Raw genomic sequence first — 25,159 nt, 5'->3', positions numbered from 1 at the left:
TTTAGGTCCGGGTTGCGTCCGGACCGTCGCTACTTCATGGGCGTACTCATCGCGTGCTCATCGAGTGCTCATCGCAATCTCGACCTACTTCCAACTCGCGGGGTACCAGGGCCGCACGGGGGTTCCGTGCGACGCTCCTTGCGGTGTTGCCTGCTCAGCAACTGTCTGTCTGCTCGACGTACTGGCGCAACGCCTTTACGTCGAGCGCTCCCGGGGCGCGAAGCGCCCGCGTGAACGCCCGGCGGCGTACCGCCTGGTCGAGACAGACCAGGGCGGGGTGCACATAAGCGCCCCGGCCGGGCAGCGTACCGCGAGGATCGGGGACGCATGCGTCCTTGATCGCCACGGTACGCAGCAGATCGGTCTTGGCCGCTCGCTGCCTGCACCCCACACAGGTGCGTTCAGGGCATGCGCGGGCGTGCGTCCGGCCAGACACTGCTAAGTCTACCTCCCCGTAGCGACCTCACCCCTTTGGGGCAGGGATCGAACGGTTGTTTGTCGTGATCTCAGCCCCAGCGGGCCGAGATCTATTCCCGATCGTGATCCGGGACCTATTCGCTCGGCTGTTCGATGTCCGGGCGGATGTCGATCCGCCAGCCGGTCAGACGAGCCGCAAGCCGGGCATTCTGCCCTTCCTTGCCGATCGCCAGCGACAGCTGGTAGTCCGGCACCGTCACGCGCGCGGAGCGGGCCGCGAGGTCGACGACCTCCACCTTGGAGACCCGGGCCGGGGAGAGCGCGTTCGCCACCATCTCGGCCGGGTCGTCCGACCAGTCGACGATGTCGATCTTCTCGCCGTTCAGCTCACCCATGACGTTGCGCACCCGCCCGCCCATGGGGCCGATGCAGGCACCCTTGGCGTTCAGTCCGGAACGGGTGGACCGTACGGCGATCTTCGTCCGGTGACCGGCCTCACGCGCGATGGCGGCGATCTCCACCGAACCGTCGGCGATCTCCGGCACCTCCAGGGCGAAGAGCTTCTTCACCAGATTGGGATGTGTGCGCGACAGCGTGACGGACGGACCGCGCACACCCCTCGCCACGCGTACGACATACGACCGGAGCCGCATGCCGTGCGGGTACGTCTCACCGGGGACCTGCTCCTGCACCGGCAGGATGGCCTCCAGCTTGCCGATGTCGACGAGCACGTTCTTCGGGTCGCGGCCCTGCTGGACCACGCCCATGACGATGTCGCCCTCACGGCCGGCGTACTCGCCGAGCGTCGCGTCGTCCTCGGCGTCGCGCAGCCGCTGCAGGATGACCTGCTTGGCGGTGGTGGCGGCGATACGACCGAAGCCGGACGGGGTGTCGTCGAACTCGCGGGCCTCCTGGCCCTCCTCGAGGTCCTCGGGGTCCTCCTTCGCCCACACCGTCACGTGGCCGGTTTCCCGGTTGAGCTCCACGCGCGCGTGGCGGCGGCTTCCCTCGGTGCGGTGGTAGGCGATGAGGAGGGCCGACTCGATCGCCTCGACCAGCAGGGGGAAGGAGATCTCCTTCTCCCGTACCAAGCCCCGCAGGGCACTCATGTCGATGTCCACGGCTACGCCTCCTCTTCCTTCTTGTCCTTGCGGTTGAACTCGACCTGCACGCGCGCCTTGTCGATGTCGGAGAAGGCGAGTCTGCGGCTGGTGGCCTTGCGGCCCTTGACTCCGGGCACCTCGACGTCCAGACCCTCGTCGTCGACCTCAAGGATCCGTGCGACCACTTCGCCGCCCTCGGTCAGCTGGAACTTCACCAGCCGGTCCACGGCGCGCACATAGTGCCGGTGCTCCTTCAGAGGGCGCTCCGCGCCCGGGGTGCCGACCTCGAGGGTGTACTCGCCCTCGCCCATCGCGTTCGTCTCGTCGAGCTTCGCCGAGAGCGCGCGGCTCACATCGGCGATCTGGTCCAGGTCCGCCCCGGTGTCGGAGTCGACGACGACGCTGAGCACCCGCTTCCGTCCTACGGAGTCCACTGAGATCTCTTCCAGATCCAGACCCTGGGAGCTGACGAGCGGTTCCAGGAGCTCTCGCAGCCTCTCGCTCTGGGTGGTGCTCATCCGGGTGACTCCTCGGCCGCGTGTGCTGTTGTGGGTAGGTCGCGTGTCTGGTCAAAGGGTATCCGCTCCAAAGGTGTGTTGCCGTCCACCGTGCGACGACCGGGGGTCCGCAACGGTGCCGATGAGGGGTTGTGGACCGGGGCGCGGGTACCGTGATCACCGGCGGGCCGCCTTCCCGCCCATGTGTTCGTACGAGCCCCCGAGGACGACTGCCGTGCCGTACCCCCCGCCGCGCACCCCCTCGGGGCCGCGCCGAAGAACAATCCTCGCCTCGGCCGCCGGTGCCGCCCTGCTGGTGGGCTGCTCCTCCGGTTCCGATGAGACCGAGGAGAGCACCGGAGGCAGTCCGTCGGTCGCCGAGCGGGCACGCACGCGTGCGGCGCGGGACAGCCGGGGGATCGTCGAGCGGTACGACGCGGTGATCGCCGCGTACCCCGGGCTCGCGGAACGGCTGGGGGTGCTGCGGGCGGCGGCCGTACGGCATGTGGAGGCGTTCGGCGGTACGACGGCGGCGACCCGTCCGGCGTCGCCCACCGTCGGCTCCCCCGCCCCCTCCGTCGTACCCGGCACCGAGAAGGACGCCCTCGCCGGGCTCGCCACCGCCGAGCGGTCGCTCGCGGACGCACGGGCGAAGTCGCTGCTGGAAGTGCCGGGCGAGCTGGCCCGGCTGCTGGCATCCGTGGCGGCGGCCGGGGCGGCGCACTCGTATCTGCTGACGGAGGCGGCGAAGTGAGCGACGAGCAGGACAAGCGTGAGCTGGCCGCGCTCCAGGCGGCACTGGCGGCCGAGCATGCCGCCGTGTACGGGTACGGGGTCGTCGGCGGGCGGATCCGTGAGGGGCGGCGAACCGAGGCGAAGTCGGCGTACGACGCCCATCGCGCCCGGCGCGACGCGCTCGCCCGTGCGGTGCGTGATCTGGGCGGCACCCCTGCGGCGGCCGCGGCCGGATACGCGCTGCCGTTCCCGGTGCCGGACTCGGACGCGGCCGTACGACTGGCCGCCGAGCTGGAGGACCGGGTCGCCGGGGTGTACTCCGACCTGGTGCGGGCAACCGTGGACGGGCGGCGCTCCATGGCAGCCGAGGCGCTGCGGGAGGCGGCGGTGCGGGCCGTGCGCTGGCGCGGGGAGAGCGTAGCCTTCCCTGGTCTCGCCGAACGGGCGGCGACCGCGTCGGCCTCGCCGACTTCGGCGACACCCACGGCGTAACGGGTACGGGAAGGGAACTGCTCGCGTATGGCTTTCGATCCGCCACAGCGTCTGGTGAGGGCGCTCGGTGAGACGGCACCCGGTGACGGCTGGTTGGAGAAGCTGCCCGAGGCGGCTCGGCAGGCCGTCGCGCTACGCGAGTCGACCGTGGAACGGGTGCAGGTGCCGGGCGGCCGCAGCAGCCTCGTCGTACTGGTCCGGCGGTCCGACGGCACCCCCGCCGTGCTCAAGCTGGCCCCGCCGCGGTTCCGGCCGGAGGCCGAGCGGGCGGCGCTGGCGCACTGGGGTGGGCTGGGTGCGGTGCAGTTGCTCGACGAGCCGGTGACCGAGGGGGTGCTGCTGCTGGAGCGGCTGCATCCCGATGTGTCGGTGCGGTCGTTGCCGGAGGCGAAGGCGCTGCTGGAGGCGGCGGGGACGTTGCGCCGGTTGTGGGTGGAGCCGCCGGGTGACCAGGTCTTCGAGACGGTGGCCGAGCGGACCGGGCGGCAGGCCGAGGCGATGCGGGCGACCGCGGACGCGGTTGTGGCCGATCTCGTGAGTGCGGCTCTCACTGCCCGTGAGGAGTTGCTGGTGGCTCCGCCGGAGTCGCGGTTGCTGCACGGGACGTTTCGGCAGAGCAAGGTGCTGGCGGCGGAGCGGGTGCCGTGGCTGGCCGTGGGGCCGGATCCGGTGGTCGGGGAGTGTGCGTTCGATCTGGCTCGGCTGGTGCGGGATCGGGTCGAGGATCTGATTGCTCAGCCGTCGGGGGCGGCAATTACCCGGCGGCGGATCAAGCGGCTTGCCGAGTCGTTGGATGTGGATCAGGAGCGGTTGCGGGGGTGGACGTTGTTCCGGGCCGTGGAGTCCGGGGTGCGGGCGCGGCGGGTCGGTCGGCTTCAGGATGCCGAGTTGTTGCTGGAGTTTGCCGGGTGGCTCTAGGGGTTGGGTGCGGGTCCGTGGGGGCTGGTCGCGCCCACGCGGCGGAGCCGCACATCGATACGGCCCCGCGCCCCCAGGTCAGTCACCTCGTCGTCAGTTTCAGGGCCAGGACCGGACAGTTCGCCGCTGCTCTGCTCGCTCGTTTCACCGTGCGGGGCGGCAACTCGGTGCCCTCCAGCAGCGGGTAGCCCCACTCGTCCAGGCTGATGTGTTCCGGGAGCAGTTCCGCGCACAGGCCGTGGGCCCGGCAAGACGTCCAGTCGATGGCTATGCGCTGATCCATGTCAGCTCTCCTTGAGTGTCGGTCGCCGTGCAGAATCCGCCGGCGTGCGCGTCCAGTTCGGCCGCGAACGTCGTCAGTGCGCTGCGGACCAGGCGGACCGTGCCGTCGGGGTGGTGGCAGGCTCCGCGGCCCTCGACGAGGCCGGACCAGCGGGCTATGTCGGCGCGGTGGGTGCCCTGGGGGCCCGGCGTGGCCAGCGTCCCGAACGCGGCGGCCATGCGCGGGAGGCCGTTGAGGCAGGGGCCGCACTGGCCGGCCGACTGGAGGGCGAGGTAGCGCAGGACGCGGGCGGTCTCGGTGAGGCCGCAGCGGTCGGTGGGGAGGGCGGCCAGGACGCCGGCGCCCATCGTCGTGGCGTCGAGGGTGAGTTCCGCGGCCTCGGTGGTGGGGATCCAGGTGCCGTGGTAGCCGCCGACCAGGACCGCGGACGCGCCGTGGAGCGGCAGCAGACGGGGCAGTGGTGTGCCCAACGGTGCCTCCACGACCCGGACTTCGCGGCCCGGCGTGTGCACCGTGCACAGGACGCTGCCGGGCTGGGCCGGGGTACCGGCGGAGCGGAACCAGTCGGGACCGTAGCGGGCGATCAGGGCGAGGTGGGCGAGGGTCTCGACGTTCTGGACGAGGGTGGGGGCGCGGTGGACGCCGCGTTCGCGGATCGGGGGGTTCTCGTACGCCGGGAGCGCGGCGCCTCCGCCCACGTACCGGGCGAGGGCCGAGGACTGCCCGGACAGGAACCGCTTCGGAAGGCGTACCACCTTCACGGGGACGGGGTCGCGGCGGTGTGTGAGGACCGACTCCAGGTGGGAGGCGCCTTCCTCGACAGCGAGGTGGGCCTCCTGTGCGCCGGTCGCCGCGGCGGCCACCTGGATGCCGTCCAGGACGAGGTGGGGCGACAGTCGCAGCAGCGTCTTGTCCTTGCGGCTGGCGGGCTCGCCCTCCGCTCCATTGGCCACGACGACGGGGGCGCGGCCGGTGCGGCGGCCGGACTCGGCGACCGAGACGAGCTTGCGGTGGACCGGGAAGGCCGCTCCCCCGCGTCCGGTGAGGCCCGACTCGGCGACCAGGCGGAGGAGGGCTTCGAGGTCGCCGTACGCCAGGGGCCCGTAGCGCTCTTCGTGCGTGCCGAGGTCGGCCGGGGCGCCGCCGGGGGCCAGCAGCCGGGGGGACATGAGCAGGTCGGGGAAGGTGGCGGTCATCAGCGGGCTCCTTCGGCGGTGCGGAGCAGGACGGCGGGGGTGCGGCGGGAGGCGCGGACGCCGAGGGCCAGGCGGGTGCCTGCGGCAGCCAGGACAGTGGCCACGCAGGCGACGGTCAGCCATGTCATCCAGTCGGTGCCGGTGTCCGTGCCGATGCCGATGCCGTGGATGAGGGCGACCGGCCAGGAGGCGTACGCCAGCCAGTGCGTCGCCCGCCAGGTGCGGTGGCCGATGCGGTTCCGGAGGAGGCTGGTGATCAGTACCGCGAGCATCAGGTCGAGGGCGACGGTGCCGAGGCCCAGCCACAGGGCCTGGTAGTCGGAGACGAAGGGGACGATCGCGTCGAGGACCGTGATGTCGACGTAGCTGTCGACTGTCGCGAACGCGATGTGCAGGACCAGGAAGGCGGTGGCGGAGAGGGAGAGGCTGCGGTGGAGGCTGATCGTGCCGAAGCGGGGGAGGCCGGGGATCTTGACGCGGAGTCGGACGGCCATGCCGAGAACGACGACCACGGTGAAGAGGACCAGGCAGACCGCGCCAGTGGCCCGGTTCGCGTACCAGAGGGTCTCGGAGGTCATGCGGCTGTCCCCCGGTGGGTGGGCCAGCCCGGCGTTGTGACGACCCGGCCCTCCTGGCTCACCAGTCGTGCGGGCAGTCCTTGTCGTGTCAGCCAACGCACCGCGTCCGCGCCCTTCACCAGGGCCGCGGTGCTCGCCGCGTTCGCGTCGGCGCAGGTTCGCGCCGCTACCGAGACCGTGCGCCAGGGGCTGCGGACCGGCAGGCCCGTGCGGGGGTCGACGATGTGGTGGAGGTCGTGGCCGTCGCGTCGCCAGCGGCGGGCGGCCGTGCCCGATGTGGCGAGGCCACCGCTGTGCAGGCCCACCGAGTCGTGCGAGCCCTGTGCGGGTGTTTCGTCGACCGGGCCGGTGACGTCCTGGACGCGGATCTGCCAGCCGCCCGCCGGGGGTTCGCCCGCGACGGCCGTGTCGCCGCCGAGGCTCACGAGCACTCCGCAGCCGGCCGTCTCGGCAAGCATCGCGGCGGCCCGGTCGGCGGCCCAGGCCTTGGCGGTGGCGCCGAGGTCGAGGCGGACGCCGGACGGGACGGTGACCGTGCCGGTCGAGCGGTCGAGGCCGATCAGGCGCCAGCCGGGGGCGCGTCGGACCGTCAGGCGGACCGGGCGGTCGTCCTCCCGTACGAGGGTGAAGTCACGGTCGTAGCCGATCGCGTCCATCGCCGAGCCGACGGTCGGGTCGACGGCGCCGTCGGTCGCCTCGGCGGCGCGCAGGGCGACCGTCAGGGCCTCAGCGAGCAGCGGGCTGACCCGGACCGGGCGGCCCGCGGTGCCGTCGAGGGCCGCCAGCTCCGAGTCCGCGCGGAAGCGGCTGCAGGCGGCGTCGACCTCGGCGAGGTGCCGGGCGAGGAGCAGGTTGCAGGAGTCGAGGAGGGCCGGGTCCGTGACGACCAGGCGGACGCTGGTGCCGAGGGCGCGCCAGTCGGCGGCGGCCGTGGTGCGGCGGCTCGCGGTGGCGGTGGTCACGACGCCCCCGAGGTGGAGTCGGTGGAGCCACTGCCGGAGGTGAGGCCGGAGGAAGAGTCCGAGGACGAGTCGGAGGAGGAGCTGGACGAGGTGTCCGACGTGGACGAGTCGGACGACGTGTCCGTGCCGGTGTCGGTGCTTGTGTCCGAGCTCGACGACGTTGCCGACGACGGCGTGCTGTTGCTCGCCGTCGTGTCGGCGTCCGCCTGCACCATGCCGACCAGGGCGAACACGCCCGCCGCCGCGGCCAGCGTGACGGCCGCCGCGGCGGCCGCCGTACGCCGGGTGCCTCTTCGGACCAGCGCGGCGGCGCCGCGTTCCCTGCCTCTGTCTGCCATGGCCGTACCCCTCGTAGCCGTAGTGACGCTCTGTCACGTCTTACGGTCGGGTACGACTCTGAGAGAAGTCTGTGAGTCCGCTATAGGGACTCAGAGACGTTTCTGAGGAGTTTCTTTATGCGCTGAGGCGGGCGATCGCCTCGTCCACCGTCAGTTCCTCGCGCTCGCCGGTCCGGCGGTCCTTGAGCTCCAGGACGCCCTCGGCGGAGCGGCGGCCCGCGACGAGGATCTTCGGTACGCCGATCAGCTCGGCGTCCGTGAACTTCACGCCCGGTGAGACGCCGGCCCGGTCGTCGACCAGGACCCGCAGGCCGGCCGCGCGCAGCTGCTCGGAGACGTCGAGGGCCAGCTCGGTCTGGAGGGCCTTGCCGGCGGCGACGACGTGGACGTCGGCCGGGGCGACCTCGGCGGGCCAGCACAGGCCCTGCTCGTCGGCGCTCTGCTCGGCGATGGCCGCGACCGCGCGGGTGACGCCGATGCCGTAGGAGCCCATGGTCACGCGGACCGGCTTGCCCTGCTGGCCGAGGACGTCGAGCTTGAGGGCGTCGGCGTACTTGCGGCCCAGCTGGAAGATGTGGCCGATCTCGATGGCGCGGTCCAGCTTGAGGCCGGTGCCGCACTTGGGGCAGGGGTCGCCGTCCTGGACGACCACGACGTCGACGTACTCGCCGACCTCGAAGTCGCGGCCCACGACGACGTTCTTGGTGTGCGTGTTCGCCTTGTTGGCGCCCGTGATCCACGCGGTGCCCGGGGCCACGCGCGGGTCGGCGATGTACTTGACCTTCTCGCCCAGCCCCTGCGGGCCGACGTAGCCACGGACCAGGTCCGGGCGGCCCGCGAAGTCCGCCTCGGTGACCATCTCGACGGACGCCGGGGCGAAGTGCGCCTCGACCTTGCCCATGTCGACCTCACGGTCGCCGGGGACACCGACGGCGACGATCTCGCCGTCGACCTTCACGAGGAGGTTCTTCAGGGTGGCGGAGGCCGGGACGCCGAGGGAGGCGGCGAGGGTCTCGATGGTGGGGGTGTCGGGGGTCGGGATGTCCTCGGCGGCGGGCACGTCGGTGGCGTCCACGGGCTTGAGCTCGTACGAGATCGCCTCGGTGTTCGCCGCGAAGTCGCAGTTGGGGCAGTCGGCGAAGGTGTCCTCGCCGGCGCCGGCCGGAGCGAGGAACTCCTCGGACTTGGAGCCGCCCATCGCGCCCGCGGTGGCGGCGCAGATGCGGTAGTCGAGGCCGAGGCGCGTGAAGATCTTCTGGTAGGCCTGGCGGTGCAGCGCGTAGGACTGGGCCAGGCCCTCGTCCTCGGTGTCGAAGGAGTACGAGTCCTTCATGAGGAACTCGCGGCCGCGCAGCACGCCGGCCCGCGGACGGGCCTCGTCCCGGTACTTGTTCTGGATCTGGTAGAGGATGACCGGCAGGTCCTTGTAGGAGGACGCCTGGTCCTTCACCAGCAGGGTGAAGATCTCCTCGTGGGTCGGGCCGAGGAGGTAGTCGCCGCCCTTGCGGTCCTGGAGGCGGAACAGCTCGGGGCCGTACTCCTCCCAGCGGCCGGTCGCCTCGTAGGGCTCGCGCGGCAGGATGGCGGGGAGCAGCACCTCCTGGGCGCCGATCGCGTCCATCTCCTCACGGACGACCCGCTCCACGTTGCGCAGGACCCGCATGCCGAGGGGGAGCCAGCTCCAGATACCGGCCGCGGTGCGGCGGACGTAGCCGGCGCGGACGAGGAGCTTGTGGCTGAGGACCTCGGCGTCCGCCGGGTCGTCGCGCAGCGTCTTCGCCATCAACTGGGACATGCGCTGGACCGGTGCGTTGGCCATGGTTCTCGTACTCCTGCCGGATAAGGGTGATGGCTAGGAGGTTAGCCGGGGGTCCGGTTGTGGCGGAAATCGGTTAACGGCGGCGCAGCGGCAGGGGGGCGCCCATCACGGCGTAGGGCTTCGGGGCGCTGGGGAACAGGACCTGGCGGGCGAGGTCCTGGTAGCCGAGGGAGTGGTAGAGGCCGCGGGCCGGGCTGTCGGTGTCGATCGCGGAGAGGATCGAGCGGGGTTCGTGGGTGGCGTCCGTGATGGTGGTGATCAGGGAGCGGCCCACGCCGCGGTTCTGGTAGCGCGGGTGGACGTGGAGTTCCGTGATCACGAAGGAGTCGTCCAGCCAGATGTCGTGGCCCTGGGCGCGGAGGTAGGGCTCCACGACCGTGGACCACCAGTGGGTGCGGTCGTTGGGCATGCCGTAGACGAAGGCGACGAGGTCGGGGCCGGCGGTTGCGCCGAGGGCTCTCGCACCGGGGTACGTCATGTGGCGGAGGACGATCTGGCGGCGTACGGCGACCTCGTCGGGGCCGAGTCCGAAGGCGAGGGCTTGGACGGCGAGGGCTTGGTCGACGTGGGTGGAGAGGTCGAGGGGGCCGATCACTACGTCGTCGTCGGGGTGGCGGCGGTGTCCGTGACCGGGGAAGCGCATGTGGGGATCGTATAGGGGGGTGCGCGTTTCTTGGTCGGGTGCGGGTTGTACGTGGTCGGCCGCGCAGTTCCCCGCGTCCCTGGGTTTCTCAGAACAGGACGCTCATGAAGGCGCCGACCTCCTGGAAGCCCACCCTCCGGTACGTCCTTCTCGCCGACGTGTTGAAGTCGTTGACGTACAGACTGACCACCGGGGCCACGTCCGCCAGCGCGTAGCGCAGGACCGCCGCCATGCCCGGGGCCGCCAGGCCCCTCCCCCGGTACTCGGGGGCCACCCACACACCCTGGATCTGGCAGGCCTTGGTCGTGGCCGCGCCGATCTCGGCCTTGAAGACGACCTTGCCGTCGGTGTCGAGACGGGCGAACGAGCGCCCGGAGCCGACGAGTTCGGCGACCCTCGCCTGGTAGAGGAGGCCGCCGTCGCCGGCCAGCGGGGAGACACCGACCTCCTCGGTGAACATCGCCACGCACGCCGGCATGATCGTTTCCATCTCGTCCTTGCGGACGCGGCGGACGTAGGGATCCGGGGCGATGTCGGTGGGCATGCGGTCGGTGACCATGAGGGGCTGACGCGGGCGGACATCGCGGGCCGGACCCCAGCTGGGTTCGAGGAGGCGCCAGAGTTCGGCGGTGGGTTCGGCCGGGCCGACGATCGAGGAGCAGCGGCGGCCCGCCCTGCGAGCGCGGTCGGCGAAGGCGCGGACGGCTCGGGGGGTGGCGCAGATGGGGACCAGGTTGGCGCCGGCGTAGCAGAGGGACGTCAGCATGCCGTCCTCGTACCAGCCCCACATCTCGCCGCCGAGCCGCCAGGGGTCGAGGCCGGCGACCTGTACGCGGGATGTCACGAAGGCGTTCGCGACCGGATCGCGGTCGAGGACGGCGAGCGCGGCGTCCAGGTCGCTCGGTTCGAGGACCCGGGAGGTCGTCTGGGTCAACACGGGCGGGGCCTCACACTGGGGACTGCTGATCTCCGCACTGTACCTGCGGAAGCTGAGCCGTGCCGCCCAGTGGAGGTGGCCGTCGTTTTTGAGGTGCGGGGCGTTGGGGTGGCCGGGGCGCCCATGAGCTCGGGTGGTTGTGATTCGTCGGCGGCTGCGGGCCGTGTGGGGCTGGTCGCGCAGTGCCCCGCACCCCTGAGGGGCCTATGGCCCCTTCCCCCCACACGGCCCGCAACCGCATTTCTCAACGCCGGTCCAGGCATCCCGGCCCGTCCGGCGTCTGAGGACGAGGCCCCTTCAGGGCCGAAGCGGGGGCGAGAAACCCGTCAGCCCGCGACCGCCACCGACGGTTCGCCCGATGCCACGCCGTCCGCTTCCATCTGTTCGGCCAGCTTCATGGCTTCCTCGATGAGGGTCTCCACGATCTTGGACTCGGGGACGGTCTTGATGACCTCGCCCTTGACGAAGATCTGGCCCTTGCCGTTGCCGGAGGCCACGCCGAGGTCGGCCTCTCGGGCCTCGCCGGGGCCGTTCACCACGCAGCCCATGACGGCGACGCGCAGCGGGACCTCCATGCCGGTGAGGCCTGCCGTGACCTCTTCGGCCAGCTTGTAGACGTCGACCTGGGCGCGGCCGCAAGACGGGCAGGAGACGATCTCCAGGCCGCGCTGCTTGAGGTTCAGGGACTCCAGGATCTGGTTGCCGACCTTGACCTCCTCGACCGGAGGAGCGCTCAACGACACCCGGATCGTGTCGCCGATGCCCTGGGACAGCAGCGCGCCGAACGCCACCGCCGACTTGATCGTGCCCTGGAACGCCGGGCCCGCCTCGGTGACACCGAGGTGGAGGGGGTAGTCGCACTGGGCGGCGAGCTGCTTGTACGCCTCGATCATCACGACCGGGTCGTTGTGCTTCACCGAGATCTTGATGTCCCGGAAGTCGTGCTCCTCGAAGAGGGACGCCTCCCACAGGGCCGACTCGACCAGGGCCTCGGGGGTCGCCTTGCCGTACTTCTGGAGGAGGCGGCGGTCCAGAGAGCCCGCGTTCACGCCGATGCGGATCGGGGTGCCGTGGTCCTTGGCGGCCCGCGCGATCTCCTTGACCTTGTCGTCGAACTGCTTGATGTTGCCCGGGTTCACGCGGACCGCGGCACAGCCGGCCTCGATGGCCGAGAAGACGTACTTCGGCTGGAAGTGGATGTCCGCGATGACCGGGAGCTGGGACTTGCGGGCGATGGTCGCGAGCGCGTCGGCGTCGTCCTGGGTGGGGCAGGCCACGCGGACGATCTGGCAGCCGGAGGCCGTCAGCTCGGCGATCTGCTGGAGGGTCGCGCCGATGTCCGACGTACGGGTCGTGGTCATCGACTGCACCGAGACCGGGGCGTCTCCGCCCACCGCCACGGTGCCGACCTGGATCTGCCGGCTCTTCCGGCGCTCGGCAACCCTGGTCGGAACGGACGGCATGCCGAGAGAAATCGCAGTCATCTGCTGTGCAACCCCAAGTCGTGGATCAAGGTCCGGCGCCAACGGAACAGTGGGCTCCAGGCTTCGAGATTACGGCACGAGTGCGGGCCCGAGCACCTCCCGCCGGTCGACGCACACGAACGAGGACGGCCCGGCACACACAGTGCCGGGCCGCCGCGAACGCCGTATGGCTAGGAGATTCTCACCGGGTTAACCACGTCCGCGATGAGGACGAGGACGGTGAAGCAGATGAAGATCCCCGCCACCACGTAGGCGACCGGCATCAACTTCGCCACGTCGAACGGGCCCGGGTCCGGGCGGCGCAGGACCTTGGCCACGTTCCGCCTCAGCGACTCCCACAGGGCGCCCGCGATATGGCCGCCGTCGAGCGGAAGCAGCGGGAGCATGTTGAAGAGGAACAGGGAGAGGTTGAAGCCGGCGAGCAGCATCACGAACATCGCCAGCTGCTGCGAGGCCGGGATGTCCAGTGTCGCGATCTCACCGCCCACCCGGGCCGCGCCGACCACGCCCATCGGGGAGTCCGGCTCGCGCTGGCCGTCGCCGAAGGCGGCGTCCCACAGGGCCGGGACCTTGGAGGGCAGGGCGGCCAGGGAGTCGACCGCGTCGCCCACCCGGTCCGTCATCCAGACCACCGAGTCGCCGAAGTCCTGCTTGACGACACCGGTGGCGGCGCTGAAGCCGAGGAAGCCCGCCTTGACGTACTCGCCCTCGACGTAGGTGCCGTTGGAGTCCTTCTTCGCGACGAGGTTGGTGGCGATCTTCGCCTGGAGGGGGACCTCCTTGCCGTCCCGGTCGACGACGATCGCCACGGTCTTGCCCGCGCTGTCGCGGATGAGGTCGGAAAGGGTGTTCCAGTCGTCGGTCCTCACGCCGGCGAAGGAGACGATCTTGTCGCCCTTCTTCATGCCGGCCGCCGCGGCCGGGGAGGCCGCGTCGGTCTTCTTGCACGTGTCGCGGTTCTCGCTCTGGGAGATCACGCACGGGGAGACCGAGGCGACGTCGGTGGTCTGCTGCTGGATGCCGAAGCCCATCAGGACCGTCAGGAACAGGGCGACCGCGAGGATCAGGTTCATGAACGGGCCCGCGAACATCACGATGACGCGTTTCCAGGGCTTGCGGGTGTAGAACATCCGGTTCTCGTCGCCCGGCTGGAGCTCCTCGTAGGCCGCCGAGCGGGCGTCCTCGATCATGCCGCGCCAGGGCGAGGTGGAGCGGGCCTCCAGCTTGCCGTCGGCGCCGGGCGGGAACATGCCGATCATGCGGATGTAGCCGCCGAACGGGATGGCCTTGACGCCGTACTCGGTCTCGCCCTTGTTCCTCGACCAGATGGTCGGGCCGAAGCCGACCATGTACTGCGGCACCCGGATGCCGAAGAGCTTGGCCGTGGACAGGTGCCCCAGCTCGTGCCACGCGATCGACGCCAGCAGGCCGAAGGCGAAGACCACTATGCCGAGGATGAACATCAGGGTCGTCATGCACGGGCCTCCGCCGTCTGTGCTGCCAGTTCCCGGGCCCGGGTGCGCGCCCAGGTCTCCGCTTCGAGGACGTCCGACACGGTGAGTGAGGTTCCCGTGACCGGCGTGCCGTGTTCGTCCACCACGCGCGTCACGGTCTCCACGATCCCGTTGAACGGCAGCGCGCCGGCCAGGAAGGCCTCCACGCACTCCTCGTTGGCGGCATTGAACACCGCCGGCGCCGTGCCCGCGAGCTCCCCCACGTGCCTCGCAAGGTTGACCGAAGGAAACGCGTCGTTGTCGAGCGGGAAGAACTCCCACGTCGACGCCTTGCTCCAGTCGAACGCGGGGGCCGCGTCGGGGACGCGTTCCGGCCAGCCGAGGCCGATGGCGATCGGCCCGCGCATGTCGGGGGGCGTCGCCTGGGCGATTGTCGATCCGTCCGTGAACTCAACCATCGAGTGGACATACGACTGGGGATGCACGACCACCTCAATGCGGTCGAAGGGAATGTCGTAGAGGAGGTGTGCCTCGATGACCTCCAGACCCTTGTTGACGAGGGTCGCGGAGTTGATCGTGATCACCGGGCCCATGGCCCAGGTGGGGTGGGCGAGGGCGTCCTCGACGGTCACCTGCGCGAGGTCGGCTTTCGTACGGCCGCGGAAGGGGCCGCCGGAGGCCGTGACGACCAGCTTCCGTACGTCGGCCCGCGTCCCGGACGCCAGCGACTGGAACAGCGCGGCGTGCTCGGAGTCGACCGGGATGATCTGTCCGGGCTTGGCGAGGGCCTTGACCAGCGGGCCGCCGACGATGAGCGACTCCTTGTTGGCGAGCGCGAGGGTGCGGCCCGCCCCCAGGGCGGCGAGGGTCGGGGCGAGGCCGATGGAGCCCGTGATGCCGTTCAGCACGGTGTGGCTGTCGGAGGCGGCGACCTGGGTGGCCGCGTCCGGTCCGGCGAGGATCTCGGGGAGCGGCTCGCCGACGCCGTACAGGCTCGCCAGCGCTTCGCGCAGCTGCGGCAGGACGTCCTCGCGGGCGACCGCGACGGTCCGCACCCCGAGCCGGTGCGCCTGCTCGGCGAGGAGGGCGACCCGGCCGCCGTTGGCGGAGAGCGCGGTGACGCGGAAGCGGTCCGGGTTGCGCAGGACGAGGTCGATGGCCTGGGTCCCGATCGACCCGGTGGAGCCGAGGATCACCACGTCCTTCGGCCCGTCGCCCGCGACGGGGTCGTAGACGAGGTGCGGGTCGGCGAGAGGGGCTGGACTGTCGCTCATCCCCCCATTGTTGCCGTAAGGACGGTGTGTGAGGACAGCGCATCCCTCGAAGGAGGTTTCCCGGGGGACGCGCTGTCATGGGCCGGTCAGCGGATCGGGCGGTGGACGTTCTCCTTCTCCGAGGCGCCCGGTGTGGCGTCGGCGATCCACGGGCCCTCGCCCGACGGGTCGACGATGCCCTCCTCCAGCCACTCGTAGGTGCCGGACATGACGCCCTTGACGACCTTGCGGTCCAGGTCGTCGGTGTTGGTCCACAGGCGGCCGAAGAGCTCCTCGACGCGGATGCGGGACTGCCGGCAGAAGACGTCGGCGAGTTGGTAGGCCTCGCGGCCGTGGCCCTCGGTGGTGCGCAGGAGCTCGGCGCGTACGCAGACCGCGCTCATCGCGAAGAGTTCCGCGCCGATGTCGACGATCCGCCCGAGGAAGCCCTGCTTGGTCTCCATGCGCCCCTGCCAGCGGGACATGGCGTAGAAGGTGGAGCGGGCCAGCTTGCGGGCCGTGCGTTCGACGTAGCGGAGATGGACCGAGAGGTCGACCTCGCGTTTGAATTCGCTGTACGAATAAGGGAGTTGGCCCTGGCCCGCCACCAGTTTCGGCAGCCACTTGGCGTAGAAGGCACCTGCCTGGGCGCCTGCCTTCGCCTTGTCCGACAGAGACTTCTCCGGGTCGATCAGGTCTCCGGCGACAGAGAGGTGGGCGTCGACCGCTTCTCGGGCGATCAGGAGGTGCATGATCTCCGTCGAGCCCTCGAAGATGCGATTGATACGGAGGTCGCGCAGGACCTGCTCGGCCGGGACCGCGCGTTCGCCGCGGGCCGCCAGGGAGGCCGCCGTCTCGAAGCCGCGGCCGCCGCGGATCTGGACCAGTTCGTCGGCCATGAGCCAGGCCATCTCGGAGGAGAAGAGCTTGGCCAGGGCGCCCTCGATGCGGATGTCGTTCCGGTCCTCGTCGGCCATCTGGCTGGAGAGGTCCAGCACGGCCTCCAGGGCGAAGGTCGTCGCCGCGATGAAGCTGATCTTCGCGCCGACGGCCTCGTGGTCGGCGATCGGCTTGCCCCACTGTTCGCGGGCCGCCGACCATTCACGGGCGATCTTCAGGCACCACTTGCCGGCGGCGACACAGGACGCGGGCAGGGAGAGGCGGCCGGTGTTGAGGGTGGTCAGCGCGATCTTGAGGCCGGTGCCCTCCGGGCCGATGCGGTTCGCCGCCGGGACCCTGACCTGGTGGAAGCGGGTGACGCCGTTCTCGATGCCGCGCAGGCCCATGAAGGCGTTGCGGTTCTCGACGGTGACGCCGGGTGAGTTGCTCTCGACGACGAAGGCGGTGATGCCGCCCTTGTGGCCCTCGCTCCTGGGGACTCGGGCCATCACGACCAGCAGGTCGGCGACCACGCCGTTGGTGGTCCACAGCTTCACCCCGTCGAGGACGTACTCGTCACCGTCCGGCACCGCGCTCGTGGCGAGCCGGGCCGGGTCGGAGCCGACGTCCGGCTCGGTGAGGAGGAAGGCGCTGATGTCGGTGCGGGCGCACCGGGGCAGGAAGGCCTCCTTCTGCTCCTGGGTGCCGAACAGCTTCAGCGGCTGGGGGACGCCGATCGACTGGTGGGCGGACAGGAGTACGCCGATCGCGGGACAGGCGGAGCCCGCGAGGGCCAGGGCCTTGTTGTAGTACACCTGGGTGAGGCCGAGACCGCCGTACTTGGTGTCGATCTTCATGCCGAAGGCGCCGAGCTCCTTGAGGCCGGCGATGACCTCGTCGGGGATCCGGGCCTCGCGCTCGACGAGGGCGCCGTCCACCTTGCTGTCGCAGAAGTCGCGGAGCTTGGCGAGGAACTCCTCGCCGCGCTGGGCGTCCTCGTCGGGCGGCATGGGGTGGGGGTGGATGAGGTCGAGCCGGAAGCGGCCGAGGAACAGTTCCTTGGCGAAGCTGGGCTTGCGCCAGTCCTGCTCCCGGGCCGCTTCGGCCACCTGGCGGGCCTCACGCTCGGTGACGACAGGCTTCTGTTGTGGTGCGGACATGAGGGCCACCTCACCGCGAATCGGGATCATGGTTACCGACCGGTGCTACTCGATCGTATGTACCCGATACCGAGCGTGCCCACCACCCCTGGGACGCGGCCGTTCAGCCGATGTTGACGGAGTACGCCTTGGTGTCAAGGCGTCCGGTGCCCTTGAAGACCTCGGTGCCGGACTCGATGCCGGAGACGTACTTGTCGTTGCCGAGGAGCTTGCGCCGGACGAGGGCCTGGGTGAAGTCGTCCAGGTCGAGCGTGGCCTTGGTGGTGTTGGCGCGGCGGACGAAGGAGTACACCTTCCAGCCGATGTCGCCCTGGTAGATGTCCCACATGGCGCCGCCGAGGCTGACGGATCCGTACTTGCTGCCGAGGGGTCCGGCGCCGCCCTGCCGGTTGAGCCAGATCATGATCTCGTCGGTGGGCTGGTCCTGCCAGTCCGCGGTGTTCTTGTTGTGCAGCCACAGGTCGTAGGCGACGTTCATGACGCCGGGGTTCGAGCTGACCGTGAACTCCCAGCTGGTCTTCACCGGCTTGCGGTCGCCGACGCGGATCGGCAGACCGGTGGACGACTTGTCGACCTTCCAGCCCCAGTGCCAGCCGAGGACGCTGGACGCGTAGGACTTCACGTCGTAGTCCTTGCCGGTGCCGCTGTTGGCCAGGCTGTAGTTCGTACCCCACGAAATGGTCGATCCCGAACGGGAGTTGTCCCAGACGCACTGTGTGCCGGTGGCCTTCTCCCGGTTCCAGACGTTGTTGTTCACGTAGTACTTGCCGAGCGTGATCGTGTCGAAGTCCGTGCACTTCTTGCTCGACTCGTCCGCCTGCGCGACGGTCACACCGACGGCCGCGGCGAGCGCGACCGTGCCGGAGACGAGAGTCTTCGCCTTCTTGGAGAAGCGGGGGCGGCGGTGCTGCATGGGGCGGGTCCTCACGAAGGGGGTGATCGATTACGTCCCTTCAGTGGGCGCCGGGGCGTCAAAGGTTGCCGTCGCTAGCCGGTCAGCGGGTAGGCCCGCAGGCGGGTGCCGCGCAGGACGTAGAGGGAGCGGCTGTCGGTCAGGAGGGTGACGTGGGCCGCCTGGGCGTCGACCGTCTTCAGGGTCCAGGCCGTCTTGTGCGTGTGCAGGTCCACCGCGACGGCGTCCTCCTGGAGGACTCCACCCGTCTGGGGGAAGACGTAGCCGGCCGCGAGCAGCGGGGGTGGGGCCGGTTTGTCGATGAGGGCGCGGTTGCTCTTCCAGGTCCAGCCCCGGTGGCGGTCCTCGCGTCGGAGGACGGCCAGGTCCTTGCCCAGGGCCGTCAGATAGATCGTCGTGCCGTCGATGGTCGTACCGCCGTGCAGCACACGGCCCTTCGAACCGGTGCCGGTGTCCTCGGGGTCGAGGCTCCACAGGGTGCGGCCGGTGCGCAGGTCGAGGCAGAGGACGCCGCGGCCGGCGACGACCGCGGTGCCGTCGGCGGCGGTGCGCTGGGTCAGTCCGTTGTACTGGACGTCGAGCGCGGTGGTGGACAGGGTGCGGCTCCACAGGGGGGCGCCGGTGGTGGCGCGGTACGCCGTCACCTCGTCGTTCTCCAGGAACACCAGCACCCCGTCGGCGACCGCCCCGGCGGCCCCCTCGGCGGCGCTGCGCCGCACGCGTCGGCGCCAGCGCAGCCGGCGGTCGGTGACGTCGTAGGCCAGGAGATACCGGTCCCGCTGCGCCGGTTTGTCGCCGTAGTGGGCGCCGGGGGCGTGTCCGACGGCGTAGACGGTGTGCGGGTCGGCGGCGAAGACCGGCTCCAGCAGCAGGTCGAAGCTGACGCCGAGGGGGGCGGAGTGCCAGACCCGCCCGTCGGACGCCTCGATCCCGGCCAGCCGTCCTGTCACACCGCCGGTCTTCATCACGGCCGCGCTGCCGCAGACCGTCAGATAGCCGGCGTTGACGATCTCGCCGATCCAGCGCGGTGTGCCGGTGCGCGCGTCGATGCCGAACACCTGCCGGTCGTCGTACGCGGGGATGATCAGCGTGCCGTCGACGAGGACCGCGCTCGCGCCGATGCCGGACCGTTTGAAGTCCGCGGTGTACTCCCAGCGCGCGCTCGGTGCCTCGTCCGGGTCGCGGGAGCGGGACGTGGCGGGCGTCGGCCGGTGTGCGGTCGCGGTCCCGTCCTCGCCGTCCGTGCGGGAGACCGCCCATACGGTGCCTCCCGCACCCGCGAGGGCCACGGCGGCGACACCCGTCAGGAGCCCGCGCCGGGTCAGCCGGGGCGCGTCCGGCGGGGCGCCGGTCACCCGGGCCGGCGGGGCCTCGCCGGTGCGGGCGGTGTAGGCGGCGAGGTCGCCGAGCACCGCGGCGGGCAGCCGGTCGCCGAACCAGCCCGCGCCGCCGATCCGTTCGGCGACGGACGCGAGGGCCGGGCGCGCGTCCGGGTCCCTGCGGAGGCAGTCGGCGAGCAGCGGCCGTAACTCGTCCGGTACGAGGGTGAGTTCGGGTTCCTCGTGGGTGATGCGGTAGAGCACCTCGCCCGGTTCGCCGTCCCCGAAGGGCGGGCGGCCGCAGGCGGTGTACGTCAGGACCGAGGCGAGCGCGTACACGTCGCAGGGCGGGCCGTCGCGGCCGTCGGCGGCGAGTTGCTCGGGGGCCATGTAGGCGGGGGTGCCGGGCGCCTCGCCGGTGCGGTGGTCGGCGTCCGCCGTCCGGGCGATGCCGAAGTCGACGAGGCGGGGGCCGGACGGGGTGAGCAGGATGTTGGACGGCTTGAGGTCGCGGTGGACCACCCCGGACGCGTGCAACGCGGCGAGCCCACCGACGAGTTGGGCGCCCAGAGCCCGTACGGACTGCTCGGTCCACAGCCCGTGGGCCGTGACGGCCTGCGCCAGCGAGGGGCCCACGACATACGCGGTGGCCAGCCACGGCCGCCCACGGTCCGTGCCCGCGCCGACGAAGGACGGCACGTGCTCCAGGTCGCCGAGGGCCCGCACGGTGTCGGTCTCCCGCTGGAAGCGGGCGGTGAAGTCGGGGTTCGCGGCGAGCGCGGCGTGCACGGCCTTGAGGGCGACGGTGCGGCCCGTCGGCGTGCGGGCGAGATAGACGGTGCCCATGCCGCCGGAGCCGAGGCGGGCCAGCAGCCGGTGGCCGCCGATGGTGCAGGGGTCGTCGTCGGTGAGCGGGAAGGGGCGCATCGGTCTCACCCCGCCGGGAGCGCGATGACGGTGGAGCCGTTGACGACCAGCGCGGTGTCGTCCACGACGAAGGCGGTGTAGAGCGAGGAGGCCGCCTGGCTGCTCTGGAAGGACCACCTGTACGCCCCGGAGCGCGGGTCGAGGGCCACCACTCCGGCTCCTCCGCCCCACGTCAGCAGGGTGCGCGCCGACTTGGTGAGGCTGAGTCCCGGGGCCTTGCGGGTGGCGTACGGCGGGTCGGGCAGCAGGGCGCGGCGCCAGATCTCGCGGCCGTCGGCCGGGTCGACGGCGTACACCGTGCGGTTCGCGTCGGTGACGTACACGACGGTGCCCAGGCCCGGGACGCGCAGGACGTTGGGCACGTCGACGTACACGCCGGTGCCGGTACCGTCCCCGTCGTCGTCGTTGAGGTTGATCTCCCACACCGGCCTGTCCGAGCGCAGCGGCGCGGCCGTCACCCGGCCCTGGTGGACCTGGTAGACCTGTCCGGAGACCGTGTCCACCGAGATCGTGGCGCCCTCGGTCGTCCAGGTGTGGCGGAAGGGCGGGCCCATGGTGCCGGAGGCGATGTCGACCTCGGCGAGCTTGACGGCGCCGTCCTCCTTGTAGAGGACGTGCAGTTCGTCCTTGCCCGGCAGGAAGATGAACGCGCCGGACTTGGCCACCGGTACCTGGAGCCGCCAGCGCTCCTTGCGGCCGACGAGGTCGAAGGAGACGAGGTAACTGCGCGGGGTGGCCCCCTTCTTGAAGTTGTCGGGGCCGTTGGCCTTGTAATAGAGGATCCCGCGCCGCTTGTCGCAGGCGAGCAGCTCGCTCAGCACGAGCTCGCCGACGCCGTACGGGCGCTTGCCCCACCGCTGCTTGCCGTCGTCGGTGGCGACCGTGACCAGCTCGCCGTAGCACTGGAGGATCAGCGTGCCCGGCTCCCCGGGCACCATCGGCTCGTTGGAGTCGATGCCGCCGCGCTGCCAGACGGGTCGGCCGTCGGTCATGTCCAGCGCGGTGAGCGCCGGGAACTCGGCGAGGTAGACGACGTGGGTGCCGTCCGGGTGGGTGTCGTGCCACAGGCCGGTGTTGGCGTTCTTGAGGAACTGGTACTTGGCCTCGTAGCGCCACAGCGCGGCGGGCGGGGTGCCGCGCGGCACGGTGGCCGGTTTCGCCGTCGTACGGCGGCTCGCGGCGGCCGGTGCGGTCAGCGCCTCGGTGCCGCCGCGCCCTGCCACCCATCCGGCGACCGCGCCGCCGCCCACCAGCAGTCCGGCGCCGGCGGCGGTGAGCAGGGTGCGACGGGAGGGCCTCGCCGGGGGCGCGGGCGCCGGGGAGTCGGCGGCGGACTCCAGGGCCAGCGCGCGGTCGGCCTGCCGGGCCAGCGCGGCGAGCAGCCGGGCGGGCGGCTGGAACGGCTCGTCACCCAGTTCGTCCGCCAACTCCTGCGCGGTGGGCCGCTCTTCGGGGTCCTCGTGGGAGCAGCGGCGCAGCAGCGCATCGTCCGGGGCGCGGCCCGCGGCGGCATGGGTGAGGACGTCGCCGAGGGCGGCGATGTCGTCCTGCGGGCTGCCGGTGAGGCGGGGCCGGACCAGGCGGGGGCCGTCGGGGCCGACGAGGACGGCGTCCGGTGAGAGGGCACCGTGCGCGTACCCCGCCGCGTGCAGCCGGGCCAGGGGCTCGGCGAGACACGCGGCGAGGGAGCGCACGGTGCCGGCGGGGAGGCCGCCGTACATGAGGGCACCGGCCTCGGCGAGGGTCAGGGAGGGGATGAACCGCCAGGCGATCCAGGGTGGTTGGGCGGCGGTGCCGTCTTCCAGGAGCTCGGGGAAGCCGGGGCCGGTGGCTGCGCGGAGGGCGGTGGCGGAGCGGCGGGTGAGGGTGGCGCTCGGGGTGGCGGTGTCGTGGTCGACGTCGGTGGCCGTTCCGGCACGGGGGCCGCTGCCGTTGCCCCGCCCGTTGCTCCTGCCGTTGCCGTTCCCGCGCCCGTTGCCCCTGCCGCGCCCGGTCAGCCCTCCTCGGCCCTTGCCGCCGCCCACGCCGTCCCGCACGAGCGTGATCTCGGCCGGCCTGCGGGCCAGCAGGCGCGGTTCGCCGCCCGCGGGTGTCAGCCGGGCCAGCAGGACGTACGGCCCGAGCAGGCGCGCGTCGTCCAGGCTCAGCTCTTCCATGCGATCCCCCATCGCTCCCCGTCGCTCCCCCGTGCGCGCCGGGCTCCCCAGCAAGCGCATTCCTCAAGCAGGGGTAACGACGTCCACGGCTCGCGGCCCGTTTCACAGGGTGGGCATCGCGCGCAGGGTGTCGCGGCGGGCGACGAAGACCCGTCCGGCGGCGCCGGCGAGCCGCCATCCCGGGGGATCTGCCTGGTCGGCGAAGGTCCACATGAGGCGCCCTGTGCGGATGTCGACCGTGTAGACGCCCCTGTCGGCGCCCGGCTGGACCGGGGAATCGGTCGGGTTGCCCAGCAGCCCGTACAGCGCGTGGCCGACCACGACATCGGCCCGGCGCGGTACGCCGCTGTAGTCCATGGGTACCGTCCAACGCGGCACACCGGAGCGGGCGTCCAGGCACCAGAGCGCGGTGCGGGTGGCGGCGGTGTACACCCGGCCGTCGGCGACGGTGGGCGCGCCGTAGAAGCCGTACGCCGGGTCCGGTGCCAGCGTCCAGCGGGCCTTGCCGGTGTGGGCGTCGAGCAGGGCGAGCGGGCGGCCGCCCACGCAGAAGGCACCGTCCCACACGGTCGGGGCGACGGCACCGATACGGCCGCCGCCGATCAGCGCGGGGGTGCCGACCGTCCACCGCCAGGTCGCCGAGCCGTTCGCCGTGTCGAAGACCTGGGCGATGCCGTCGTCGGTGCACACCAGCAGCCGCTGCCGGGTCACGACGGCACGTGCGGCGGCGACGCCGGTCACCGCGCGGGCGGAGGTCCACCGCACCCGACGGTCCGTCAACCCCACGGCCCGGACCCGGCGTTCACCGTCGAGGACGTACGCCGCCACGGCGTCCACCGCGAGCAGCTGGGCGGCACCGATGTCCCCGGTCCGCCAACGCGGCTTCCCTGTACGGGAGTCGAGGCCGGTCAGGCGACCGTCGCCGGTCACGACGAGGATCGACTGACCGGCGACGAGCAGATCGCCGAGCCGGTCGGGAGCCTGGGTCCCGTGCCAGCTCCACGTCCGCCGCCCGGTGTGCTGCACCCACGCGGCCACGCCGCCGGAGGTGCCGGCGGCGACCACCCGGCCCACGGTGACCGGGCCGGGCCCGTCCGGGTGCAGCCCCTCGGTCCGCCAGAGCGCGGCGGGCACGGTGTCGGCGGTCGGGGCGGCGAGCGGCTCGGCGACGGGGACGCCGTTCTCGGTACGTTCGTCGGGCGGCCCGGACCGGTCCCGGGTCAGCCACCAGACCCCGGCCCCCACACCGGGTACGGCCAGTGCGGCGGCCGCGGTGAGCAGGCGCCGCCGGGTGGGGGGCGGGACGGGGGCGGCCGTCCGGAGCAGGTGGTCGGCTCGGGCGTGGCGATGGTCGATGTCGGCGGCGAGTCGGGGGGTGAGCCATGCGGGGGCGGGAGTGGCGGATCCAGGGCCGCCGTAGGTGCGGGAGAACGGGTGCTCACCCCCTCCGGGGCGGCGGGGGGCGCGGGCGGACAGCGGGTCGCCTGGCCTCGGGTGGTGATCGGCGGGCGGTGCGTAGGAGGGGGGCGGCGCGTGCGGGGGTGACGGCAGGTGTGGGAGTGGCGACGCGTCCTGGCTCGCGGGCGACTCCGCACCGAGCCTGTCCAGCGACCCCGCCTGCGGGCCCGGCGGCGGTCGGCTGCCGGACTCCTCCGGAAACCTCGCGTCCCGCCCCGCCGTGGGACCGGCGCCGGTTTCACCCGGGACACCCGCGCCCGGCTCCCCGGGCAACCGCTCTCCCGGCCCCGGCCCCGGTTCCGGGCCCCCGCCGGACCGACCCGGCCCCGGCATCGGGCCCCCGACGCGCCCGCGCCGCCCCCTCACCCCCGAGCCACGCTCGGCCCACCCCGCCAACTCCCCCGGCGTAGGCCGACTCCCCGCCTCCTTGGCCAGACACGCCCGCGCCACCGCCCCCAGCCCCTGCGGCACCCCCTCCAGCTCCGGCTCCTCGTGCACCACCCGGTACCCGACCGCGGCCGGATGCCCTGTTCCGAAGGGCGCCCGGCCCGTGCAGGCGAAGACCAGCACCGCCCCCAGCGCGAAGACGTCCGCGGGAGGGCCCGCCCGCCGTCCCGTGATCTGCTCCGGCGGTGCGTAGCCCGGTGTGGCCGGCGCCGCTCCCGGCTGGGTCAGCGTCAGTCCGTACTCGGGTCGGGCGATGCCGAAGTCGATGATCCGGGCGCCCTCGCGCGTCAGGACGATGTTGGACGGCTTCAGATCCCGGTGCACCAGCCCGGCCTCGTGGATGACCGCCACAGCCCGCGCCAGCTCCCCCAGCAGCGCCCGCGCTCCGGCCTCGCCGAGCACCCCGTGCTCCGCGATCGCCTCGTGCAGCGTCGGCCCGGCCAGATACGCGGCGGCGATCCACGGCACGGGACCGTCGAGGTCGTACCCCAGAACCGGCGCCACCCCGGTCCCGCGCACCGCCGACGCCGCGTCCGCCTCGCGCCGGAAGCGCCGCACCATCGCCTCGTCGCGCGCGGTTTCCGGCCGCAGCACCTTCACCGCCGCGACCTGCCCGTGCGCGTCCCGGCCCAGGTACACGGCGCCCATCCCGCCCTCGCCGAGCAGCGCGACGACCCGGTACGGGCCGATCCACCGGCCGGGCTCCCCCGATTCCGTTCCGTGGCCCCCCACGATCGGCCATGGTAGGGAGGAACCCCACACCCCGGAAGAGCCGCCGGGAGGCCCGAAGG

Annotated in this window: 22 protein-coding genes; 3 read left to right on the top strand and 19 right to left on the bottom strand. The window is 72.0% G+C overall.

Going from position 1 to position 25,159, the window contains the following annotated elements; all coding sequences use genetic code 11:
- Positions 1–154: 154 nt before the first annotated feature.
- The 3 genes from ACWD3I_RS28810 to rimP form a co-directional block, all read right to left on the bottom strand.
- Entirely contained in the window at positions 155–436 is a 282-nt protein-coding gene (locus tag ACWD3I_RS28810) for a YlxR family protein (protein ID WP_095046730.1), read from the bottom strand.
- Positions 437–551: 115 nt separating this feature from the next.
- A complete protein-coding gene (gene nusA, locus ACWD3I_RS28805) occupies positions 552–1,538 on the bottom strand; it encodes a transcription termination factor NusA (RefSeq protein ID WP_266821405.1) in 987 nt (328 codons plus the stop codon).
- 2 nt (positions 1,539–1,540) lie between these two features.
- Positions 1,541–2,038 carry a ribosome maturation factor RimP gene (gene rimP / locus ACWD3I_RS28800; protein WP_266887332.1) on the bottom strand — a complete coding sequence of 166 codons (498 nt, stop codon included), beginning with the start codon at positions 2,036–2,038 and terminating at the stop codon, positions 1,541–1,543.
- Positions 2,039–2,252: 214 nt separating this feature from the next.
- Here rimP and ACWD3I_RS28795 point away from each other — a divergent pair, with 214 nt between their 5' ends.
- Genes ACWD3I_RS28795 through ACWD3I_RS28785 form a run of 3 tightly spaced genes read left to right on the top strand, consistent with a single transcriptional unit; the run spans position 2,253 to position 4,162 of the window.
- Positions 2,253–2,771 (top strand): hypothetical protein, encoded by a 519-nt coding sequence (locus ACWD3I_RS28795; protein ID WP_365398088.1) that lies wholly within the window; start codon positions 2,253–2,255, stop codon positions 2,769–2,771.
- Positions 2,768–3,244 carry a ferritin-like domain-containing protein gene (locus ACWD3I_RS28790; RefSeq protein ID WP_365398085.1) on the top strand — a complete coding sequence of 159 codons (477 nt, stop codon included), beginning with the start codon at positions 2,768–2,770 and terminating at the stop codon, positions 3,242–3,244. Before ACWD3I_RS28795 ends, ACWD3I_RS28790 begins: the two co-directional genes overlap by 4 nt.
- A gap of 27 nt (positions 3,245–3,271) precedes the next feature.
- Entirely contained in the window at positions 3,272–4,162 is an 891-nt protein-coding gene (locus tag ACWD3I_RS28785; protein WP_365398082.1) for an aminoglycoside phosphotransferase family protein, read from the top strand.
- An 82-nt stretch (positions 4,163–4,244) separates the two neighbouring features.
- Here ACWD3I_RS28785 and ACWD3I_RS28780 read toward each other — a convergent pair whose 3' ends face one another.
- From ACWD3I_RS28780 to ACWD3I_RS28705, 16 genes are all read right to left on the bottom strand, one after another.
- A complete protein-coding gene (locus ACWD3I_RS28780) occupies positions 4,245–4,445 on the bottom strand; it encodes a ferredoxin (RefSeq protein ID WP_365398079.1) in 201 nt (66 codons plus the stop codon).
- Positions 4,430–5,641 (bottom strand): NADH-ubiquinone oxidoreductase-F iron-sulfur binding region domain-containing protein, encoded by a 1,212-nt coding sequence (locus tag ACWD3I_RS28775; RefSeq protein ID WP_365398076.1) that lies wholly within the window; start codon positions 5,639–5,641, stop codon positions 4,430–4,432. Before ACWD3I_RS28775 ends, ACWD3I_RS28780 begins: the two co-directional genes overlap by 16 nt.
- Complete coding sequence (locus ACWD3I_RS28770) at positions 5,641–6,219, bottom strand: ferric reductase-like transmembrane domain-containing protein (protein ID WP_365398073.1); 579 nt, start codon at positions 6,217–6,219, stop codon at positions 5,641–5,643. The genes ACWD3I_RS28775 and ACWD3I_RS28770 overlap by 1 nt, the downstream gene beginning before the upstream one ends.
- Positions 6,216–7,181: an FAD:protein FMN transferase gene (locus tag ACWD3I_RS28765; RefSeq protein ID WP_365398070.1), complete on the bottom strand. Its 966-nt coding sequence runs from the start codon at positions 7,179–7,181 to the stop codon at positions 6,216–6,218. Before ACWD3I_RS28765 ends, ACWD3I_RS28770 begins: the two co-directional genes overlap by 4 nt.
- Positions 7,178–7,519, bottom strand: a complete 342-nt coding sequence (locus tag ACWD3I_RS28760; protein ID WP_365398066.1) for a hypothetical protein — start codon at positions 7,517–7,519, stop codon at positions 7,178–7,180. Before ACWD3I_RS28760 ends, ACWD3I_RS28765 begins: the two co-directional genes overlap by 4 nt.
- 115 nt (positions 7,520–7,634) lie before the next feature.
- Positions 7,635–9,338 carry a proline--tRNA ligase gene (locus ACWD3I_RS28755; RefSeq protein ID WP_365398063.1) on the bottom strand — a complete coding sequence of 568 codons (1,704 nt, stop codon included), beginning with the start codon at positions 9,336–9,338 and terminating at the stop codon, positions 7,635–7,637.
- A 73-nt stretch (positions 9,339–9,411) separates the two neighbouring features.
- Complete coding sequence (locus ACWD3I_RS28750; RefSeq protein WP_365398060.1) at positions 9,412–9,981, bottom strand: GNAT family N-acetyltransferase; 570 nt, start codon at positions 9,979–9,981, stop codon at positions 9,412–9,414.
- A gap of 88 nt (positions 9,982–10,069) precedes the next feature.
- A complete protein-coding gene (locus tag ACWD3I_RS28745) occupies positions 10,070–10,918 on the bottom strand; it encodes a GNAT family N-acetyltransferase (RefSeq protein WP_365398057.1) in 849 nt (282 codons plus the stop codon).
- Between the two features lie 326 nt (positions 10,919–11,244).
- Positions 11,245–12,402 (bottom strand): flavodoxin-dependent (E)-4-hydroxy-3-methylbut-2-enyl-diphosphate synthase, encoded by a 1,158-nt coding sequence (gene ispG / locus ACWD3I_RS28740; RefSeq protein WP_361545942.1) that lies wholly within the window; start codon positions 12,400–12,402, stop codon positions 11,245–11,247.
- Positions 12,403–12,572: 170 nt separating this feature from the next.
- The gene (locus ACWD3I_RS28735) at positions 12,573–13,865 is read right to left on the bottom strand and encodes a M50 family metallopeptidase (protein WP_365398128.1); all 1,293 of its coding nucleotides are present in this window, start codon (positions 13,863–13,865) and stop codon (positions 12,573–12,575) included.
- A gap of 8 nt (positions 13,866–13,873) precedes the next feature.
- Positions 13,874–15,130 carry a 1-deoxy-D-xylulose-5-phosphate reductoisomerase gene (gene dxr / locus ACWD3I_RS28730; protein ID WP_365398054.1) on the bottom strand — a complete coding sequence of 419 codons (1,257 nt, stop codon included), beginning with the start codon at positions 15,128–15,130 and terminating at the stop codon, positions 13,874–13,876.
- An 86-nt stretch (positions 15,131–15,216) separates the two neighbouring features.
- The gene (locus ACWD3I_RS28725; protein WP_365398052.1) at positions 15,217–17,148 is read right to left on the bottom strand and encodes an acyl-CoA dehydrogenase family protein; all 1,932 of its coding nucleotides are present in this window, start codon (positions 17,146–17,148) and stop codon (positions 15,217–15,219) included.
- A gap of 103 nt (positions 17,149–17,251) precedes the next feature.
- Positions 17,252–18,061, bottom strand: coding sequence for a GH12 family glycosyl hydrolase domain-containing protein (locus tag ACWD3I_RS28720; protein ID WP_365398050.1), 810 nt, complete (start codon positions 18,059–18,061; stop codon positions 17,252–17,254).
- Between the two features lie 74 nt (positions 18,062–18,135).
- Complete coding sequence (locus ACWD3I_RS28715) at positions 18,136–20,307, bottom strand: protein kinase domain-containing protein (RefSeq protein WP_365398048.1); 2,172 nt, start codon at positions 20,305–20,307, stop codon at positions 18,136–18,138.
- Positions 20,308–20,312: 5 nt separating this feature from the next.
- Positions 20,313–22,463, bottom strand: coding sequence for an outer membrane protein assembly factor BamB family protein (locus ACWD3I_RS28710; RefSeq protein ID WP_365398045.1), 2,151 nt, complete (start codon positions 22,461–22,463; stop codon positions 20,313–20,315).
- A 102-nt stretch (positions 22,464–22,565) separates the two neighbouring features.
- Positions 22,566–25,100, bottom strand: a complete 2,535-nt coding sequence (locus ACWD3I_RS28705) for a serine/threonine-protein kinase (protein WP_365398042.1) — start codon at positions 25,098–25,100, stop codon at positions 22,566–22,568.
- Between the last annotated feature and the right edge of the window lie 59 nt (positions 25,101–25,159).

This window comes from Streptomyces sp. NPDC002817, assembly GCF_053592055.1.
The sequence above is the reverse complement of the archived record's forward strand: the minus strand, read 5'-3'. Positions and strand labels throughout refer to the sequence as shown.